Origin of the sequence: Klebsiella sp. EMBS2024 (assembly GCF_036233805.1) — a bacterium.
Lineage (GTDB): Bacteria > Pseudomonadota > Gammaproteobacteria > Enterobacterales > Enterobacteriaceae > Klebsiella > Klebsiella pneumoniae.
This window is the reverse complement of the sequence record NZ_JAZARW010000001.1, coordinates 2,239,330-2,257,003: the sequence shown is the minus strand read 5'-3', so window position 1 is coordinate 2,257,003 and position 17,674 is coordinate 2,239,330. Positions and strand designations below refer to the sequence as shown.

At 61.9% G+C, this 17,674-nt stretch carries 18 protein-coding genes; 7 read left to right on the top strand and 11 right to left on the bottom strand.

The features are described 5' to 3' along the window. Positions 1 to 18 precede the first annotated feature (18 nt). Together alsS and budA are read right to left on the bottom strand one after the other, a co-directional pair. The gene (alsS, locus tag VZP09_RS10370; RefSeq protein ID WP_021312470.1) at positions 19 to 1,698 is read right to left on the bottom strand and encodes an acetolactate synthase AlsS; all 1,680 of its coding nucleotides are present in this window, start codon (positions 1,696 to 1,698) and stop codon (positions 19 to 21) included. Positions 1,699 to 1,707: 9 nt separating this feature from the next. Further along, positions 1,708 to 2,487 (bottom strand): acetolactate decarboxylase, encoded by a 780-nt coding sequence (budA, locus tag VZP09_RS10365; RefSeq protein ID WP_002908205.1) that lies wholly within the window; start codon positions 2,485 to 2,487, stop codon positions 1,708 to 1,710. Between the two features lie 106 nt (positions 2,488 to 2,593). Between budA and VZP09_RS10360 the strand changes: the two genes are divergently transcribed. Continuing rightward, positions 2,594 to 3,466 carry a LysR family transcriptional regulator gene (locus VZP09_RS10360; RefSeq protein ID WP_002908203.1) on the top strand — a complete coding sequence of 291 codons (873 nt, stop codon included), beginning with the start codon at positions 2,594 to 2,596 and terminating at the stop codon, positions 3,464 to 3,466. A gap of 19 nt (positions 3,467 to 3,485) precedes the next feature. On the opposite strand, the gene VZP09_RS10355 is transcribed toward VZP09_RS10360, so the two are convergent. From VZP09_RS10355 to VZP09_RS10330, 6 genes are read right to left on the bottom strand one after another with little or no spacing between them, the layout of a single operon-like run. Continuing rightward, positions 3,486 to 4,256, bottom strand: coding sequence for a 3-hydroxybutyrate dehydrogenase (locus tag VZP09_RS10355; RefSeq protein ID WP_032415092.1), 771 nt, complete (start codon positions 4,254 to 4,256; stop codon positions 3,486 to 3,488). Between the two features lie 23 nt (positions 4,257 to 4,279). Continuing rightward, complete coding sequence (locus VZP09_RS10350) at positions 4,280 to 5,674, bottom strand: GntP family permease (RefSeq protein ID WP_328795108.1); 1,395 nt, start codon at positions 5,672 to 5,674, stop codon at positions 4,280 to 4,282. 44 nt (positions 5,675 to 5,718) lie between these two features. After that, complete coding sequence (locus VZP09_RS10345; protein ID WP_032415090.1) at positions 5,719 to 6,642, bottom strand: 3-hydroxyacyl-CoA dehydrogenase family protein; 924 nt, start codon at positions 6,640 to 6,642, stop codon at positions 5,719 to 5,721. An 11-nt stretch (positions 6,643 to 6,653) separates the two neighbouring features. Then, positions 6,654 to 7,835: an acetyl-CoA C-acetyltransferase gene (locus VZP09_RS10340; RefSeq protein WP_004175759.1), complete on the bottom strand. Its 1,182-nt coding sequence runs from the start codon at positions 7,833 to 7,835 to the stop codon at positions 6,654 to 6,656. A gap of 9 nt (positions 7,836 to 7,844) precedes the next feature. Then, entirely contained in the window at positions 7,845 to 8,501 is a 657-nt protein-coding gene (locus VZP09_RS10335) for a CoA transferase subunit B (protein WP_002908192.1), read from the bottom strand. 1 nt (position 8,502) lies between these two features. Further along, entirely contained in the window at positions 8,503 to 9,210 is a 708-nt protein-coding gene (locus VZP09_RS10330) for a CoA transferase subunit A (RefSeq protein WP_004175762.1), read from the bottom strand. Positions 9,211 to 9,350: 140 nt separating this feature from the next. Here VZP09_RS10330 and VZP09_RS10325 point away from each other — a divergent pair, with 140 nt between their 5' ends. Continuing rightward, complete coding sequence (locus VZP09_RS10325; RefSeq protein WP_328795107.1) at positions 9,351 to 10,241, top strand: LysR family transcriptional regulator; 891 nt, start codon at positions 9,351 to 9,353, stop codon at positions 10,239 to 10,241. A gap of 44 nt (positions 10,242 to 10,285) precedes the next feature. Here the strand turns inward: VZP09_RS10325 and VZP09_RS10320 are convergent, their stop codons facing one another. Further along, on the bottom strand, positions 10,286 to 10,426 hold the full coding sequence (locus tag VZP09_RS10320; RefSeq protein ID WP_002908189.1) for a hypothetical protein: 141 nt from the start codon (positions 10,424 to 10,426) through the stop codon (positions 10,286 to 10,288). A gap of 289 nt (positions 10,427 to 10,715) precedes the next feature. Here VZP09_RS10320 and VZP09_RS10315 point away from each other — a divergent pair, with 289 nt between their 5' ends. Continuing rightward, on the top strand, positions 10,716 to 11,624 hold the full coding sequence (locus VZP09_RS10315; RefSeq protein ID WP_004180248.1) for a DUF535 family protein: 909 nt from the start codon (positions 10,716 to 10,718) through the stop codon (positions 11,622 to 11,624). Positions 11,625 to 11,706: 82 nt separating this feature from the next. Here VZP09_RS10315 and VZP09_RS10310 read toward each other — a convergent pair whose 3' ends face one another. Together VZP09_RS10310 and VZP09_RS10305 are read right to left on the bottom strand one after the other, a co-directional pair. Then, positions 11,707 to 12,924, bottom strand: coding sequence for an MFS transporter (locus VZP09_RS10310; RefSeq protein WP_328795106.1), 1,218 nt, complete (start codon positions 12,922 to 12,924; stop codon positions 11,707 to 11,709). A 177-nt stretch (positions 12,925 to 13,101) separates the two neighbouring features. Then, positions 13,102 to 13,563 carry a winged helix-turn-helix transcriptional regulator gene (locus tag VZP09_RS10305; protein ID WP_004175770.1) on the bottom strand — a complete coding sequence of 154 codons (462 nt, stop codon included), beginning with the start codon at positions 13,561 to 13,563 and terminating at the stop codon, positions 13,102 to 13,104. A gap of 60 nt (positions 13,564 to 13,623) precedes the next feature. Here VZP09_RS10305 and VZP09_RS10300 point away from each other — a divergent pair, with 60 nt between their 5' ends. From VZP09_RS10300 to chrA, 4 genes are all read left to right on the top strand, one after another. Next, positions 13,624 to 13,872: a tautomerase family protein gene (locus VZP09_RS10300; protein ID WP_048269175.1), complete on the top strand. Its 249-nt coding sequence runs from the start codon at positions 13,624 to 13,626 to the stop codon at positions 13,870 to 13,872. Positions 13,873 to 14,058: 186 nt separating this feature from the next. Then, complete coding sequence (locus VZP09_RS10295) at positions 14,059 to 15,252, top strand: MFS transporter (RefSeq protein WP_223176344.1); 1,194 nt, start codon at positions 14,059 to 14,061, stop codon at positions 15,250 to 15,252. A gap of 128 nt (positions 15,253 to 15,380) precedes the next feature. Continuing rightward, positions 15,381 to 16,340 (top strand): chromate resistance protein ChrB domain-containing protein, encoded by a 960-nt coding sequence (locus VZP09_RS10290; RefSeq protein ID WP_023278926.1) that lies wholly within the window; start codon positions 15,381 to 15,383, stop codon positions 16,338 to 16,340. After that, positions 16,309 to 17,674: chromate efflux transporter (gene chrA, locus VZP09_RS10285; RefSeq protein ID WP_328795105.1), on the top strand; the 1,366-nt coding region annotated here is incomplete at its 3' end. The genes VZP09_RS10290 and chrA, both read left to right, overlap by 32 nt.

Genomic DNA, 17,674 nt, shown 5'->3' with positions numbered 1-17,674 from the left:
TTTCCTTATTGTGATGACTTACAGAATCTGACTCAGATGCAGCTGGCCCATCAGCAGCGGGTTATCGCGATAATCCACCGGGATGGCCACTACCGCCGGGCCGTCGACGTCCATCGCCTCGCGCAGGGTCGGCTCCAGCGCCTCGGCGCTTTCCACGGCAAACCCTTTCGCGCCGAAGGATTCGGCATAGGCTTTAAAATCCATCGGCCCGAACTCGACGCCGGACAGGCGCTGGTATTTTTTCTCTTCCTGGATAGCGACCATGTTGTAGCCGTTATCGACCCAGATAAGATGCAGCACGTTGGCTTTCAGGCGGACGGCGGTCTCCAGCTCCATGCTCGACTGCAGGAAGCCGCCGTCGCCGGAGACGGAGACCACTTTGCGCTCAGGATTGACCAGCCAGGCGCCGATGGCCCAGGGCAGGGCGACGCCCATGGTCTGCTGGCCGTTGGAGATCATCACCTGACGGGCGCGGAAGCTGTACAGGTAGCGGGCAATCCAGATATGGAAGCTGCCCATGTCCACGGTCAGCGTGACGTCGCTGTTGACGATGTCCTGCATGGCGCGAACGATGCGCAGGGGATGCAGGGCAAACTGGTTGAGCTGCGCGCCGCGGCGGTCCAGCAGCTCGCGCTGGTGCTGGCGGTCGCGGAGGATCTCCGCCGCCTGCGGGGAGAGCACCAGCCGATGATCGATATTTTGCGCCAGCTTGTTGAGAGTGCCGGCGATATCGCCCACCAGCTCGACATCCGGGGTATAGTTGCGCTCTTCATAGGCGGGCAGCACGTCGATGTGCACCAGCGTCGCGTTGCCGCTGTTCCACATCGCCGGTTCGTATTCCACCGGGCTGTAGCCGATGCAGATCACCAGGTCGGCGAGCTGCAGCAGACGGTCCCCGGCCTGGTTGTTAAACAGCCCAACCCGGCCGGCGAAGCGAGAGAAGTTATCCTGATTCACCGCTCCGGCGGCCTGATAGGTGCTGGTGACTGGAATATGGCTGGTCTCCAGCAAACGGCGCAGCGCCTTGCTGTTTTCCGGCTGGCTGGCCATCAGGCCGAGCAGGAAGATCGGGTTCTTCGCCTGGGCGATAAGCTTCGCCACCTGGTCGATGGCATCATCCGGCGCGGCGCCCATCTGCGGGGCCCCGCTGGCCGGCAGCACTTTGCCGCTGACCGGGCCATCGACCACATCCTGCGGCAGGCTAACGAACGCGCTGCCCGGCCGGCCCTGCTCGGCGGCGCGGAAGGCGTTGGAGACCACTTCCGCCAGCGCATCCGGCGCCGTCACCTCGACGGCGTATTTGGTTACCGGGCTGAACATCGCCACCGTATCCATACTCTGATGGACCTGTTTGGCTTTATCGGCGCGTTTTACCGCGCCGCCCAGGGCCACCACCGGGTCGCCTTCGCTGTTCGCGGTGGCCATGCCGGTGATCAGGTTAGAACAACCCGGACCGGAGGTGACCAGCGCCACGCCCGCTTTGCCGGTAATACGTCCGACGGCGGCGGCCATAAATGCGGCGTTGGCTTCGTGGCGTACCGGAATAATGCGAATGGAGGAATCCAGCAGTGAATCGAAGACCTTGTCGATTTTGGCGCCGGGGATGCCGAACACCTGGCGTACCCCCTGAGCTTCCAGCTGACTGACGACGAGATCGGCGCCGTGCGCCCACTGGCGTACCGGATACTGTTTGTCCATGTGACCCCCTTAACTTTCTACGGAACGGATGGCGGCATCGAGATTATCGGGATGCAGATTAGCCTGCAGGAACGCGCTGTCGGCGGGCAGGTCGATCATCAGTTTGTGAATTTCGCCGAAGGTCAGCACCCCGTGGTCGAGCTGGTAATCCAGCAGGTGACCGCCGCCTTTGCGGTCATCGGTAATAAAATGCTCGTGATACCCGGCGACGTTGATCCCCTGCATATGCTGCGGGGTCCGGAAGCCGACCAGCACCCCTTCGCGCTGGTTAAAGCGGAACACCGGCTGATCGTCGAGGACGTCGGTCATCGCCCGGTACGGCGGCGTCTGGCGCGGCACGGTACGGGTATGGGCATGGCGGAAATGGCCGTCGATGCGCAGGGCGCAGAACAGGTTGTCAGAGGGGATTTGCTGGTCGATCACCTCGTGCAGCTGCTGGCGGCTCACCGGATGGTCAAAGGTTTTCCGGTACTGCGGCTGGAACCAGGTCATCACCGCGAACGGCGTTTTCTGCTCCGGCTGGGCTTTGCGCGCGCTGCCGTCGGCGCGCAGCTGATAGACCTGACTGCTGAAGGCGATCAGCTCCCCGTCCAGCTCATTAAAGGTGCCGAGGCCGAAATCGCCGTGTTTCAGCAGGTCGGCGATGGTGGTGCTGCCTTCGTAAACCCCGCTCAGCAGGGCGCTCATGAGCGATGTCTGATAGAGCACGCTCTCGGGATGCTGCGCGGAAAACGCCCGCAGGGTTTCGCATAGACTCTCTTCGCAGGTGCATTCAGCAGAATGATTCATATACCACTTCCTCGTTCAACAAATATAAGAAAGGTTAAATAAATGTTGACCCGATTCAGCTCACAGTTCCAATATAGAAACCATGCTGGTTTGAGACGTTTTCGATATGGAACTTCGTTATCTTCGCTATTTTGTCGCCGTCGCCAGGACGCGGCACTTCACCCAGGCCGCCAAGGAGCTGGGTATTTCACAGCCTCCGTTAAGTCAGCAAATTCAGCGGCTTGAGCGCGAAGTGGGGACCCCGCTGTTCCGGCGTTTAACCCGCGGGGTGGAGCTGACGGAAGCGGGAGAGTCTTTCTATGAGGATGCCCGCCAGATCCTCGCCATGAGCGATGCGGCGCTGGAGAAGGCCAAGGGCATTGCGCGCGGGATGAACGGCAGCCTGTCGCTAGGCATTACCAGTTCTGATGCTTTCCATCCGCAAATCTTCACGCTGCTGCACCGTTTTCAGCTCGACCACCCCGGGGTGACCCTGCACCAGATGGAAGACAATATGGCCAATCTGATGACCGCCCTGAGCGAGGCCGAGCTGGATATCGCCTTCGTCCGCCTGCCGTGCGAGAGCAGTAAAGCCTTTAATCTGCGGATTATCGATGAGGAGCCGATGGTTATCGCGCTGCCGCGCGATAACCCGCTGGCGACGCAGCCGACCCTGGCCCTGGAGCAGCTGCGCGACGTGGCGCCGATCCTCTTCCCGCGGGAGGTGGCCCCCGGGCTGTATGAGCTGGTGTATAACAGTTGCCTGCGCGCCGGGATCGATATGGCGCGCGCCTGGCAGTCGTCGCAAATTTCATCGTCGCTGAGCATGGTCAATGCAGGCTTCGGCTTCGCGCTGGTTCCGCAGTCGATGACCTGCATCCAGCAGCCGAACGTCAGCTATCACCCGCTTAGCGGGGCGCCGCTGAAGACCGATATCGCCATCGCCTGGCGGCGCTTCGAGCGCTCGCGTACGGTGAAACGCTTTCTGGCGATGTTCTGATCTTCGCGGCGCCAGCGGCTTACTGCGCCACCCAGCCGCCATCCATGTTCCATGCGGCGCCGCGCACCTGGGCGGCGGCGTCGCTGCACAGAAACAGCGCCATTTCGCCCAGCTGCTGCGGGGTGACAAACTCCCCGGAGGGCTGTTTTTCCGCCAGCAGCTGGGCGCTGGCCTGCTCCGGGTCGACCCCCTCGGCGATGCGTTTGTCGATCTGCTGCTGCACCAGCGGGGTTAGCACCCAGCCAGGGCAGATGGCGTTGCAGGTGATGCCGCTGCGCGCGGTTTCCAGGGCCACGGTTTTGGTCAGCCCGACCACCGCGTGCTTGGCGGCGACGTAGGCCGATTTCTCTTTCGACGCCACCAGGCCATGCACTGAGGCAATGTTGATGATGCGCCCCCAGTTGCGCTGGCGCATACCCGGCAGCGCCAGGCGGGTGGTGTGGAAGACGCTGGAGAGATTGATGGCGAGAATATCGTTCCATTTGTCCACCGGAAACTGATCCACCGGGGCGACGTGCTGGATGCCGGCGTTATTGATCACGATATCGACGCCGCCGAAGGTGCTTTCGGCATAGCGCATCATCGCCTCGATCTGCCCGACGTCGCGCAGGTCGGCGTCGTGATAGCCGGGGATCTTGCCCAGCGCGGCGACTTCGGCCCGGGCGTGGCTGCTGTCGCCGAAGCCATTGAGGATCATCTGCGCGCCTGCCTGCGCCAGCACTTTGGCGATCCCTAAACCGATGCCGCTGGTGGAGCCGGTGACCAGCGCCGTTTTACCGTGTAAGTTCATTTTATTACTCCTTCAATCTGGTATCAGACAATGCCGGTCACATAGAACGTGGCAATGACAAACAGTACCGCGAGGCTTTTGATCACCGTGATGGCGAAAATGCCGCCGTAGGCCTGGCGATGGCTCAGGCCGGTGATCGCCAGCAGGGTGATCACCGCCCCGTTGTGCGGCAGGGTGTCCATGCCGCCGCTGGCCATGGCGGCGACACGGTGCAGTACCTCGAGCGGAATATTGGCGGCGTGGGCGGCGGCGACAAAGGTCTCGGACATCGCCGCCAGGGCGATGCTCATCCCCCCGGAGGCCGAGCCGGTGATCCCGGCCAGCACCGTGACGCTGATCGCCTCGTTTAACAGCGGATTGGGAATGGCCGCGAGGGCTTTTGACAGCACCTGGAAACCCGGCAGGGCGGCGATAACCGCGCCGAAGCCATACTCAGAGGCGGTGTTCATCGCCGCGAGAATAGCCCCGCCCACCGCCGTCCGACTTCCCTCCGCCAGCCGGCCGCGGATATTGCGATAGCCGCAAACCAGCACCAGCACAATGCCGGAGAGCAGCGCCGCCTGCACCGCCCAGATGGCGGTGATTTTCCCCACTTCGGTGACGACAGGCTTCGCCAGGCCCGGCAGGTTGAGCTCATGGCTGGCGCCGTACCACTGCGGGATCCAGTGGGTGAACAGCAAATTCAGCACCCCCACCAGCAGCAACGGGGCGATAGCGATCAGCGGATGCGGCAGATCGATGTCATCCGGGGTCTCCGGCTCATTTTGCAGGTCGGTCCCATAGCCTTCGCCGCGGGCCTGCGCTTTGCGGCGCTGACGCTCCAGCCACAGCAAACCGAAGATGATAATGAACAGCGAGCCGATAAGCCCCAGCCAGGGGGCCGCCCAGGCGTTGGTGCCGAAGAAGCTGGTGGGAATAATATTCTGGATCTGCGGCGTGCCGGGCAGGGCGTCCATGGTAAACGAGAATGCCCCGAGGGCGACGGTGGCGGGGATCAGCCGTTTGGGGATCCCGCTCTGGCGAAATAGTTCGGCGGCGAAAGGGTAGACGGCAAAGGCCACCACAAACAGCGACACCCCGCCGTAGGTCAGCAGGGCGCACACCAGCACGATCACCGGGATCGCGTGGCGGCGCCCAAGGATGCGGATGGCGGCGGCGACAATCGAACGTGAGAATCCCGACAGCTCAATCAGCTTGCCGAATACCGCGCCCAGCAGAAACACCGGGAAATAGAGCTTCACAAAGCCGACCATTTTTTCCATAAACAGGCCGGTAAAGGCCGGGCCGACCGCGCCCGGGTCGGTGAGCAGCACCGCGCCGAGGGCGGCGATCGGCGCAAAGAGGATCACGCTGTATCCACGGTAGGCTGCCAGCATCAGTAACGCCAGCGCGGCCAGGGCTATTATCACACTCATCACGACGTCTCACTCTCATTGTTATTGTAGGGGTACAGAACGCGATACTAGGGTTTCAGGGCGAAGCGCAGCTGGTGTTCCCGGCGCGACTGGATGCGCTGGTGCCGGGCCTCGTCCCAGCGGTAAAAGCCTTGCCCGCTGCGGGCGCCGGTGTCGCCTCGCGCCACTTTCTCCGCCACCAGCGACATCATCTCCGTGCCGCTGGCCAGCTCCGGCAGCAGGTGCTGGCAGATATCCTGGACTGTCGCCAGGCCGGTCATGTCCGCAGCCTCCAGCGGGCCGACCATCGCATAGCGGCGGCCCAGCGAGGCGCGCATCACCTGGTCCACCACCTCCGGGGAAGCGATGCCGCTGTGGACGATATGCAGCGCTTCGCGCAGCAGGGCGAACTGCAGCCGGTTGCCGACAAAGCCCGGCGCGGCGCGGTTGAGCACCACCGCCTCCAGCGCGCAGGCGGCGCAAAAGTCGCTCACCTGGCGTGCCAGATGAGGCAGCGTGGCGCTCCCGGGCACCACTTCCACCAGCGGGATCAGGTGCGGCGGATGCCAGAAATGGGCGATCAGCAACCGTTCAGGGTGGCGCATGCCCTGCGCCAGCCGATCCGGCGGCAGGCCGCTGGTGTTGCTGGCGATAATCGCCTCGTCGGCGATCAGCGTTTCCAGCTCGGCGTACAGGGCGTGCTTCAGCGCCAGCCGCTCGGGGATCGCTTCAATCAGCAGCGTGGCATCGGCCAGGGCATTCAGCGTCGGGGTGGGGGTCAGACGGGCCAGCACCGCATCGCGGTCGGCGGGAGCCTGCTGGCCGCTGGCCTCCAGCTCGCGCAGGATGGCGCTGGCCACCGCCGGAACCTCAGCGAGACGCTGCGGGTCGGTGTCATACAGGCGGACGGCGTGACCGTGACGGGCGAAATGGCAGGCGATACCGACGCCCATCAGTCCCGCGCCGAGTACCGCCAGGCGTGATGTAAACATAGTGGCTCCTGTTAACGTTGTAGAGTCATGGCGATGCCCTGGCCGCCGCCGACGCACAGGGTGGCAAGCCCTTTGCTGGCGCCCCGGCGCTGCATCTCATGCACCAGGCTGACGAGGATCCGGCAGCCGGAGGCGCCGATGGGATGTCCAAGGGCGATGGCGCCGCCGTTGACGTTGACCTTCTCGCTATCCCACTCAAGCAGCTGACCGACGGCCAGCGCCTGGACGGCAAAAGCCTCGTTGGCTTCGATAAGGTCCACCTCGTCCAGCGTCCAGCCGGCGCGATGCAGCGCCTGGCGGCAGGCGCTCACCGGGCCGATGCCCATCACCGATGGGTCGACCCCGGCGACCGCTGAGCTGACAATGCGCGCCAGCACCGGCAGCCCAAGCTCGCGCGCTTTATCGACGCGCATCAGCAGGACCGCCGCGGCGCCGTCGTTCAGCGACGAGGCATTCCCGGCGGTGACGCTGCCGTCAGCCGGGCGAAACGCCGGGCGCAGCTGGGCCAGCTGCTGCTCGCTGGTCTCCGGGCGCGGTTGCTCATCGTCAGTCACGAATCGCGGCGGCTTTTTGCCCTGCGGGACGCTGACCGGGACGATCTCCTCGCGAAAGCGCCCGGCGGCGATAGCAGCCGCCGCTTTGCGCTGGGAGCTGGCGGCGAAGGCGTCCTGGCGCTCGCGGCTGATGTCGAAGGCGTCGGCGAGGTTCTCGGCGGTAATGCCCATGTGGTAGTCGTTGAAGGCGTCCCACAGGCCGTCCTGGATCATGCTGTCCTGCAGGCTGGCGTGGCCGAAACGCAGGCCGTCGCGGGCGCCATGCATCAGATAGGGAGCATTGCTCATGCTCTCCTGGCCGCCGGCGATAACGATCCCGGCGTCGCCGCAGCGGATCGCCTGCACCGCCTGCTGAACCGCTTTCAGTCCGGAGCCGCAGACCAGATTGACGGTGACCGCCGGAGTGTCGACCGGCAGGCCGGCCCGCAGCGCGGTCTGGCGCGCCGGGTTTTGCCCGCAGCCGGCGGTAAGCACCTGGCCGAAAATTAGTTCGTCGACCGCTGCGGCGGGCAGCTGGCAGCGTTCAAGCAGGCCGCGCACCACCGCTGCGCCGAGGTCGACGGCGGAAAGAGGGGCGAAGGCGCCGCGAAAGCTGCCTACCGGGGTGCGTACTGCAGCAACAATGGCAATATCGGTCATGGTCTCTCCTTAACTGAAGCGCATTTCGCGCACGTCGTCGGCGACGATCAGCCGTCCCGCCGTTTTACGTATCACCTCGTCGGGGCTGACCCCCGGGGCCACTTCGCGCAGGACAAACGCGCCGTCGACAATCTCCAGCAGGGCCAGATCGGTGAGTACCCGGCGAATACAGCCCACGCCGGTGAGCGGCAGGGTGCACTGCGGCAGCAGTTTGGATTCGCCGTTTTTTGAGGCGTGGGTCATCACCACGATGATGTTCTGCGCGCCGGCCACCAGGTCCATGGCGCCGCCCATCCCCTTGACCATTTTTCCAGGGATCATCCATGAGGCGATGTTGCCTGCGACGTCGACCTCAAAAGCGCCAAGAACGGTCAGGTCGACGTGGCCGCCGCGGATCATGGCGAACGACTGGGCGGAATCGAAGATCGCCGCCCCGGTTTGCGCGGTGACGGTTTGTTTACCGGCGTTAATCATGTCGGCGTCGATGGTTTCCTCATCGGGAAATTCGCCCATCCCCAGCAGGCCGTTCTCCGACTGGAGCATCACTTCAATGCCGGCGGGAATGTAGTTGGCCACCAGCGTCGGGATACCGATCCCGAGGTTGACGTAGTCGCCGTCGCGCAGCTCCTGGGCGACGCGCATCGCCATTTGTTCACGGGTCAGCATCTCAGTGCCCTCCGGCGCGCAGGGTGCGCTGTTCAATACGTTTTTCGAATTGCCCGACGATCAGCCGGTCGACATAGATCCCCGGAGTATGGATGGCGGAGGGGGGCAGTTCGCCCGGCGGCACAATCTCTTCCACCTCCACCACCGTAATGCGCCCGGCGGTGGCCATCAGCGGGTTGAAATTCTGCGCGGTGTGGCGATAGACCACGTTGCCGTACCAGTCGGCTTTCCAGCCTTTGACCAGCGCGAAATCGCCGCGGATCGCCTCTTCAAGGATGTAGTGTCGGCCGTCGAACTGGCGCACCTCTTTGCCTTCGGCGACCGGGGTGCCATACCCGGTGGCGGTGTAAAAGCCGGGGATGCCAGCGCCGCCGGCGCGGATTTTTTCCGCCAGCGTTCCCTGCGGGGTGAGTTCTACCGCCAGCTCACCGCTCAGCACCAGCTGTTCAAACAGCGCGTTTTCCCCGACGTAAGAGGCCACCACCTTGCTGACCTGGCGCGACTCCAGCAGCATGCCGAGACCGAAACCGTCGACCCCGCAGTTGTTAGAGACCACCGTCAGCCCCTGCACCTGGCGACGCTGCACCTCGGCGATCAAGTTCTCAGGAATGCCGCACAGGCCGAAGCCGCCGGCGAGCAGCGTCATGCCGTCCGTTAACCCTTCCAGCGCCGCTTCGTAACTGGCGACGCGTTTATCCAGTCCTGCCATCTTGTCTCTCCTGCCTTGCGATAGCCTTATCATTGGCGCAGGCGACTGATTTGATAATTTTGAATTTGTGACTCACTCATTTGGAATTTTAATTAATTTCCTGTTAACTAATTTTTTTCAATTAGTTAACAGGAAGAAAAATGAGAATGAGTGTCAAACAGTTACGCGCGTTTTTAGCGGTAGCTCACACTCTGAATTTCGCCCACGCCAGCGAAAGGCTGAATCTGTCGCAGCCAGCTCTCAGCCTGACCATCAAAGGGTTGGAGGAGGCGCTGGGCGGCGCGCTGCTGCAGCGCAGCACCCGCAAAGTGACCCTTACCCAGGAGGGGGAACTCTTTCTGCCGATGGCCCGTCAGCTGCTGGCCGACTGGGATAACGTCGAGGAGGCCATGCGTCAGAGCTTTACCCTGCAGCGGGGTAAAATTTCGGTCGCCGCGATGCCGTCGTTTGCCGCCAACGTTCTGCCGGAGGCGCTGAAAGCCTTTCGCGACCGCTATGCCGGGGTGAACGTTACGGTGCATGACGTGATTAATGAGCAGGTGATCGAGATGGTGCGCGAGGGGCGGGTGGAGATGGGCATCGCTTTCGAGCCATCGCCCAACCACAACCTGCTGTTTACCCCGTTGGCGGTGGACCGCTTCGTGGCGATCGTTCCCCAACAATCCCCGCTGGCGAAGAAAAAGCAGCTCAGCTGGCAGGAGCTGTTGACCCTCGACTTTATTACCCTGCAGCGCCCCTCGGCGGTACGCCTTATGCTGGAGNAGGCGCTGGCGCGCAGCGGACGTCAGCTGGACGTGGCGCTGGAGAGTCATCAGCTGGTGACGGTGGGGAGGATGGTGGCCAGCGGCCTGGGGGGCAGCGCGGTGCCGGCGCTGTGTAAAACGCAGATGGCATCGTTGGGCGCCGTCTGCATCCCGCTCTGCGATCCGCCGATTGAGAAGTGCGTCGGCGCGATCCATGCCGGACATCTGCCGCTGTCGAAGGCGGCGCAGGCGCTGCTGGATACGCTGAAAGGGTTTTTACCCACCTGAGGTGTGGGCGTCAAAAAAAACCGGCCTGCTGGCCGGTTTGACAATCAGATTTTACAGGCGTCGCCGCAGTCGTCGTCGGCAACGATCGCCTGGGCTTTTTTGTCCGCTTCTTCCAGACGCTCCGCGTTGCGCTCTTCCGCTTCATCCAGGCCGCTGAAGACCAGGTTGTCGAGATCAATTTCCATAAGTTACCTATCGTTGCTGGTTTTGAATCAGGGTCAAGTATAGGGCATAACCGCCAGCGGATGTAGCCGCGCTTCGCGCCGAAGGCACAGAGCGTTAAGTCGCTGAGCGGAGGGCGTTACCTACCATAATTCATCGTTGACAGAATAAGTTTAACGACAAATAACGTCGCCAGGATAATTTCCTGCCTAAATATTAAATGAAAGGACAACGAAGGAGTAATTAAGCGTTGACGAAACGCTTTTATGTTAATATGGCCGCGATTATGGATGAATCTATGGATCTTAATCAATGGAACATACTGTTGCAGGCGCCATCAAAGAATGGCGTAAACATAATAAAGTGATCGGTCAGGTCAAAATAAGCTATAAAAAAATTTTACGAAAATGCAGAGAGCTCTCGCTCGCAGGAGGTAAATACAGAGAATATCAAGGACTTTGTGCGAAATATCAGTGCGCGCGGTTGACCGCGGTGACCAAAGGACTGGTGCCTTTTGAGGATAAACCGTTTAAAGCGTATCTCAATAAACGGCTGTCAAAACGACGCAAACTGGATATTGCCCATGGTTCACTGAATTTCATCGAGAAAACGTTTCACCCTGATGTCCTGCCGCAGCTCTACAATGTCGCGGATTTTGGCCGCGAGATGTTTTCTATTCCCTTGAAAAATGGCGATAAGCTTGACGTTAAGCTGCTGGCCTCGCCGTTTCAGGAGGAAGGGGAGCTGATGCTGCAGCTGTTTCTTGGCGACCGGCGCGTCTATAGCGTCTGTTTTTCCTGCACCGACGATGGCCGCGCTTATATCGGCGGCATCCAGGGCGGGAAAGATATCACCAATGACGAAGTGAAGGTGCTGACTAAAGAGCTGCATGGCGCGCGGCCGAAAAATATCATCATGAGCGTGCTGTATGGTTTGCTGCGATATTTCAACATCTCCACGGTCTACGCCATCGATTCTGATTACCACGTGAAAAGCGATCTGGTGAAAGCCAGTTATTCATCGCTGTGGCTGGAAATGGGCGGTGAGAAACAGGCTCGCGGCTGGTATAAACTGCCGGCGCAAGAGATCAAAAAGAGTATTGAAGAGGTGAAAAGTAAGCACCGGAGCCAGTTTATTAAGCGCGAAGGTCTTAAAGAGCTGATTCAAATTAATATGGCGAATGCCCTGCAGCAAATTACCTTGCCTGCGCGGGTGAATTAACGCCACTCACACGTCAGGCGGGCAGCAGGGGGCTGCTGCCCGGCTGGCGATTTCCTCTCTCCCCAGGTCGCTGTGCCGTAGGTTACTGCCCGCTCTCGCCGACTGGCGGTGACGCGGAGACGGTGAGCAGCGGAGCGCTGCGCCACCATACCATCAGGGCGACAATCGCGATAACGCTCAGCACGCCGAAGGCGGTGGCATAGGAGTAGTGCCCGGCGATAGACCCGGTTAACGCCGGACTCATTGCCGCCCCGGCGCCCTGCATCAGCATCACCACGCTCTGTCCAGCGTTAACGTGCCCGCTGCCGCGCAGCAGCGAGACGATAAAGCTGGGCACCGCCACCCCCAAAATCCCTGCCGCCAGGCCATCAAGAATTTGCACCGGGACCATCATCGCCGGGGCGTCGCTGGACGCCGCCAGCGCCGCCCGGATNGGCATGATCAGCAGCGCCAGCAGGATGCATCGCCAGTAACCGTATTTGTCGATGCTGCCGGCGACCCGGATGGCCACCGGGATCATCACCACCTGCGAAATAATCACCGTGGCGGCGGCAAACAGTCCGGGATTGAGGTGTCCCGGCGCGGCGGCGATCCGCATGCTCAGCATCGGCAACAGTGCGGCATTGGCGAGATGGAACAGCATCAGGGTTACGCCGGCGATCAGCAGCGGCGTATGGCGGAACTGGATGGCAAACCCCGGCAGGGAGGGCGTGGATGCCGCTTCGATGCCGCGGGCGGCATCATCGTCGATATCGCCGCCGCGGATCGCCAGCAGGGCGACNAGGGTAAGCAGCGTGGTACAGGCCATCAGAATGAAAATGCCGCCGATGCCCCAGTACCAGGCGATAGCCCCGGCCATTAGCGCGGTGAAGAAATTTCCCGCGTGGTTGAAGGCTTCGTTTTTCCCCATCTGGGCGCTAAAGCCGCGCTGTCTGGCAAGACCGAGGGTAATCCCGGCGATCAGCGGTCCGACAAAGGCCGCGCAGATGCCGCTGGCGACTTGCGAGAGGGCGACCACGCTGGTCTTCTGACTAAACCAGAGCAGCAGGGTGGTGAGGGTGATCACCAGGCAGACCCCGGCCAGCAGCAAGCGCTTATGCCGCGAGCTGTCGGTGATGAAGCCGGCGGGCAGGGTCGCCAGCAGGCCGGCGATACCGCCGACGGACATCAGCAGGCCAATGTCCTCCGCCTGCCAGTGACGCTGGGTGAGAAAGATCCCCAGAAACGGGCCGAGGCCGTCGCGCACGTCGGCAATAAAAAAGCTGGTCAGACATAAAGCCCGCAGAGAACGAAGCGACATTTTCTACCTTTAGCATGCGCGATCTGCGCGTCGGAATGGTCACCGGATACCTTCATCCTTTATCGCACAGTTCGATGAAACAAAAATGTCCCGCGCTCGTCGGGTACCGTGGCTATGCAACATACCCGCTTGCGGCGGCTTTCGCCAGAGGCGTACGAAAGTTCTGTAGCGGCGCTATTAGCGTTCGTCTGCCTTGACGATCTGCAGGGCGGCGGGGCTCGCCACGGTGCCGCTGGCAGTAATAAACCCCGGATGGACAGCCTCGCCGCTGGCGCTGTCCACCAATGCTATATGCGGCGCACTGTGCAGCACGTGCTGGTGGCCCCATTCCATCAGGGCGAACAGCACCAGCGCCAGGCTACGGCTTTTATCAGTCAGAACATATTCATACCGTTCGCGGGAGCCGGCTTCCCGGTAGGGCACTTTGTTGAGCAATCCCGTTTCGGTCATGGTTTTTAACCGGGTGGTGAGCGTCTGGCGGGTAATATGGGTGTGCGACAGCAACGTTTCAAAGCGCGTCACGCCGTAAAACGCCTCGCGTAGGATCAGCAGCACCCAGCGGTCGCCGAGTATTTTGGCTCCTTCCGCCAGGCCGCACAGCGCCGGGTCGAGGTAGGGCAGTGATTTATTTTTTGACATCGCGAGATTGACCTTCTACTCTGAGTTTGAATTTTAGACCTAGATGCTAAGGAGAATAGCGTGCCATTTGTTAACGTGCAAACCATTAAAGGGATCATGACCGCGGAACAGAAAAGTGAGCTGCTGCGACGGATGACCGATCTGCTGGTGGAGATTGAGGGGCAGGGCGATCCGCAGTTCCGTCAGTCCGTCTGGATCCGCATTGACGAACATGACCCGGAGCAGTGGAGTCTGGGCGGCGTCCAGCCGACGGCCGCGATGATCGCGGCGAAATTTGCCGCCGCGCGACGCGACGAATCCCCGGAATAAAACGGGCGGCGAAGCCAGGCCCGGCGGTCTGGCGCAGAAGAGGGGCCAGATCGCCGGGTAATATTGCGATTCGCTATGATGCAAAAGCGTATTTTGCGGCTAAGGTAACGGTCAGGGAACCCAACAAACAGGGCGCGATGCCAGACGGCCAGCCTGGCGCCACTCTCAAACCGGTGAAAACAACGGATGTCTACAGAACACATGCTGCCGCTGGCGGTGCAGAACAAAAATATCCTTCGCCTGGCTGCCGCTCAGGCGCTGGCCGGCGCCAACTCGGTGGTCTTCTACGCTACCGGCGCGATAGTGGGTAACGCGATTGCCCCCAGCCCGTCGCTGGCCACGCTGCCGATCACCCTGTTTGTGCTGGGGATGGCGGCCTCCATTCTGCCTTTCGGCGCGCTGGCGCGAACGCGGGGCCGCAAAGCGGCGTTCAGGCTCGGCACCGGCGCCGGGATGGTGACCGGACTGGCGGCCGCCCTGGCGGTAGTGCTGAATTCTTTTCTGCTGTTTTGTCTAGCCGCGATGCTTGGCGGCGCCTATGCTGCCGTGGCGCTCAGTTTTCGTTTTGCCGCCACCGACGGCGTCGCCCCGGCGCGTCGCGCCCGTGCGCTGTCGCTGGTGATGGGCGGCGGTGTGGCCGCCGGGATCATTGGCCCGATGCTGGTCACCGGCACCATGCACCTCTGGCCGGCACATACCTTCGCCGTCACCTTCCTCGCTCAGGCGCTGGTTGCAGTGCTGGCCGCCTTTTTGTTGAGAGGGGTGACGCCGGCGGAGCCCACCGCGGCCAGCGTGCGCGGAGGGCGGCCGCTGCGCGAGATTGTCCGCCAGCCGGGTTTTGCCACTACGGTATTCAGCGGCGCGGTGGCCTATATGGTGATGAATTTTCTGATGACCGCCGCGCCGCTCTCCATGCATATGCACGGTCTTTCCCAGCAGGCCGCCAACCTTGGGATCCAGTGGCATGTGATGGCGATGTACGGCCCGGGATTTTTCACCGGCCGGCTGATCCAGCGCTTCGGCGCAGTGCGAATGGCGGCGGCGGGATTGCTGATCACCGCCGCGTCGGTGGCGGTCGGTCTCAGCGGTCTCGGCGTGTATCATTACTGGCTGTCGCTGATTTTGCTCGGCATCGGCTGGAACTTTGGCTTCACCGGCGCCTCGGCGAAAATCATCGATTTCCACCGCCCGGAAGAGAAGACCCAGGTTCAGTCGCTCAACGATTTTCTGGTCTTCGGCGTGATGATCGTGGGGTCGTTTTCGTCCGGGGTTCTGCTCAACGCCTTCGGCTGGAACGCCGTGCTGTGGGGCTCCCTGGTCCCGGTTGCGGTGGCGTTGTTGACCCTGCTGCTGCGCCCCTTATCCCCATCCCGCGCTTAGCGCCTGGCCTGCCGCTGCGCAGGCCGTCTTTTGCTTTTTTCAGCTATGCATTGCTGAAATTCATCTGACTCCTTGCGCGTAAAAACGTCACAGACGCTACATGCTGTAGTAATCTCTACAACATGACAATGCATCTCTTGATCCTTAACCTGACAACGTCTCAAGCCACGCTGCGCATGCGTGTCTGGCGAACCCTGAAGCAGAGCGGGGCGGTGGTCCTGCGCGATGGGGTCTATCTGCTGCCCGACGTGCGCCAGGGCTATGACACTTTCCTCAGCACCTGCCAGGCGATCCGCGCGGAAGGGGGGACCGGGTATGTTTTCACGATTGAGGCGGCGGAAGAAGAGGCGCTCAGGCCGCTATTCGATCGTCGTGAACAGTACGACGCGCTGTTGCAGGATCTGCAGGCGCTGCAGGGGACGTTATCCAACGACGAACTGGCGGCTCAGCTCAAACAACTGCGTAAAATTCAGCGTGACTACCGGCGGATCGAGGCCATTGATTTCTTTCCGGGGGCCGCCCGGGAGCAAGCCGCTGAGCGACTGGCCACTATCGAGCAGGTCATTAATCAGCGGCTATCGCCGAACGAGCCGCAGTCGGTGGCGGGCGAACTGAGCCTGCTGGACAGAGGCGCCTTTCGCGGCCGGCTGTGGGCCACCCGCCGACGCCCGTGGGTCGATCGTCTGGCCAGCGCCTGGCTTATCCGGCGCTTTATTGACGACGAGGCGCGGTTCCTGTGGCTGGCCGCGCCCGAGACCTGTCCGGCGACGGCGGTCGGTTTTGATTTTGACGGGGCGCCGTTCAGCCACGTCGGCACGCGGGTGACCTTCGAAGTTCTGGTCCGGCGCTTTGCTCTGGAGGCCGCGATCCCCGACGCCCTGGGGCGGCTGATCCACTTCCTGGACGTCGGTGGGGAACCGACCCCGGAGGCGGCGGGGGTGGAAAGCATTCTGGCAGGGCTGCGGGAAACCATTACGGACGATGACCAACTGCTGGCGGCAGCCTGCTCGCTGTTCGACGGCTTACTGAAGTCCTGTGAAATGAGGTCTGGTAATCATGAGCAAAACGGTCGTTCTTCCGCAGAGTGACAGCCCTTCCGTCGTCGCTTCCGTCCCCTTCTGGCAGGCAATTCGCTTCTGGCTGAAGCTCGGCTTCATCAGCTTCGGCGGGCCTGCCGGGCAGATCGCCATGATGCACCAGGAGCTGGTGGATAACCGACGCTGGATCTCGGAAGGGCGATTCCTGCACGCGCTCAACTTTTGTATGGTCCTGCCGGGCCCGGAGGCTCAGCAGCTGGCGACCTATATCGGCTGGCTGATGCATAAAACCTGGGGAGGCGTCATCGCCGGGGTGCTGTTTATCTTGCCCTCGCTGGTGTTGCTCATCGCCCTGGCGTGGATCTACCTCGTCTGGGGAGATGTCGCGGTGGTGGCGGGGATTTTTTATGGCATCAAACCCGCCGTGGCGGCGATCGTGCTGCAGGCGGCGCACCGCATCGGCTCGCGGGCGCTGAAAAATGGCGCCTACTGGGCCATCGCCGCCGCGGCCTTTGTCGCTATTTTTGCGCTGAACGTTCCTTTTCCGCTGATCGTCCTCGCCGCGGCACTGGTGGGTTTTATCGGCGGACGGCTGGCGCCGACGATATTCGGCAAAGCCGACGCCCACCGTGCGCAGAGTCACCCTGGCGGAGCCGCCATCATTGATGACACGACGCCGATCCCGGCCCATGCCATTTTCAGCTGGCGGCGCACCTCTCAGGTGCTGATCGCCGGGATGCTGCTGTGGCTGGTGCCGATGGCCGCCCTGACGCTAATGCTGGGCTGGGCGCATCCGCTGACCCAGATGAGCTGGTTCTTTACCAAAGCCGCGCTGATGACCTTTGGCGGGGCATATGCCGTCCTACCTTATGTTTACCAGGGGGCGGTGACCCACTATGGCTGGCTGACGGCAGGGCAGATGATGGATGGCCTCGCCCTTGGGGAGTCGACCCCCGGACCGTTGATCATGGTGGTGACCTTTGTCGGGTTTGTCGGCGGCTACACCAAAGCGGTGTTGGGCGTCGATGATGTGCTGCTGGGGGGCATTGCGGCGGCGTGCCTGGTGACATGGTTTACTTTTTTACCCTCGTTTATCTTTATTCTCGCCGGCGGGCCGTTTATTGAAACGACCCATAATAAGGTGGGATTTACCGCGCCGTTGACCGCCATCACCGCCGCGGTGGTGGGCGTTATCCTGAATCTGGCGCTGTTTTTTATCTGGCATACCGTCTGGGGACCATCCGGTTTCGACCCGTGGTCCGCAGCCATAGCCCTGGGCGCCGCCGGGCTGCTGTTTCGTTATAAGNGGAAGCTGACCTGGGTACTGGCCGCCGCCGCCGCAGTAGGGCTTATCGTCCATATGGCGGGACTGTCCGGCGCAGGAT